Raw genomic sequence first — 1698 nt, forward strand, 5'->3', positions numbered from 1 at the left:
TTCACGCCCGCGGTCGGCGGCCCGGTCGTGCAGAAACGCACCACCAGCCCGGCCGTCCCGATCGCCGGGGTGCCGACGTCTCTGGTGGCCACTGAGCACTACCACCCGGTGTCCGGGCAGGTCGCCGCCAAGGTCGACGTGTCCGGGGCCCGCACCGAGTACATCTTCGATCCGCTGGGCCGTCTCATCTCGGCCTGGACACCGGACCGGTCCCGGGCAGGCGGCGCGCAGCCCAGCGTCACCTTCGGGTATGCGGTCAACGGCACATCGCCCTCTGTGGTGACGTCGAACCGGCTGCTCGCCTCCGGGCAGTACGCGACGACCTACTCGATCATCGACGGCCTCGGCCGCACCGTGCAGGTCCAGGAACCCACGTCGTACGCCGCGGGCGGGCGCATCGTCTCTGACACCGAGTACGACTCGCAGGGCCGGGCCTGGAAGACACACAACCCATACTGGAACAGCGCGAGCCCCGGCCCCGGTCTGCTGCTCGTCGACGACAACGCCGTGCCGAGCACGACCGTCACCGAATTCGACTCGGCGAACCGACCCATCGCGGCCAAATACCTGCACAACGGCACCGAGCAGTGGCGCACCACCACGGCCTATGACGGTGACCGGGTCACCAACGTGCCACCCGCGGGCGGCACCGCGACCACCGTGATCAGCAACGGTCTCGGACGGAAGATCCGCACGCTGCAGTACCACGACCGCACGAAGACCGGCCTGAACGACACAGCCGACTCGACTTCATACACCTACACCCGCGCCGGGCAGTTGGAGACGGTCACCGACGCGACCGGGCAGAACACCTGGCGGTTCAAATACGACCTGCGCGGCGCCAAAGTGTGGCAGTCCGACCCGGACTCGGGCGTGTCGACGACGACGTACGACGCGGCCGGTCAGCTGTTGACCAGCACCGACGCGGAGAACCGGACGCTCGCGTACGCATACGACGTGCTGGGCAGGCGCACCGCGACGCATCAGACGTCGTTGTCCGGCACCAAGCTCGCCGCGTGGGTGTACGACACCGTCCAGAAAGGCAAGCAGACCAGCGCCGTGCGGTTCTCCGGCGGCAAGGCCTACGTGCGGGCGGTGACCGGGTACGACACCGCAGGACGCGTGACCGGCACCAAGATCACCATCCCGAACAACGAGACCGGGCTCGTCGGGTCCTACAGTTTCTCCACCGCCTACGACCCGAACACCGGCGCGGTCGCCCGCGACACGTCCCCCGCCGCGGGCGGGCTCCCCGAGGACACCGTGTTCCGCGGGTACGACACTCTCGGCAGGCCCACCACCTCCCATTCCTCGGGCGGCGGCGGGGGAGCGGGCACGACATTGGTGTCCCAAACGGCGTACAACCCACTCGGCCAGGTGCTGCGGGTCAACTACGCCGCCGAGAACGACCCAAAGCAGGTCTCCACGACCTGGACCTACGAGGACGGCACGAACCGGCTCAGCTCGATGGCCGCCGTCCGCGCGACCGAGACCGGGAACTGGCTGGCGAACCGGGCGTACACGTACACCCCGTCCGGCTCGCTGACCAAGATCGCCGACACCCCGCCCGGCAGTCCCGCCGACACCCAGTGCTTCGGCTACGACCACCTGCAGCGGCTGACGAAGGCGTGGACGCCGTCGTCCGGGGACTGCGGGACCGCACCGTCGATCGCCGGGCTCGGAGGCTCCGCGCCGTAC

The 1698-nt window shown here is 69.4% G+C and carries 1 pseudogene; it reads left to right on the forward strand.

Annotation, left to right across the window (positions count from 1 at the left end):
- Window positions 1-84: 84 nt before the first annotated feature.
- A pseudogene (locus ACRDSQ_RS08625) lies at window positions 85-1698 on the forward strand (RHS repeat-associated core domain-containing protein); the annotation flags it as partial.

Source organism: Actinokineospora sp. (assembly GCF_050699995.1).
Lineage (GTDB): Bacteria > Actinomycetota > Actinomycetes > Mycobacteriales > Pseudonocardiaceae > Actinokineospora.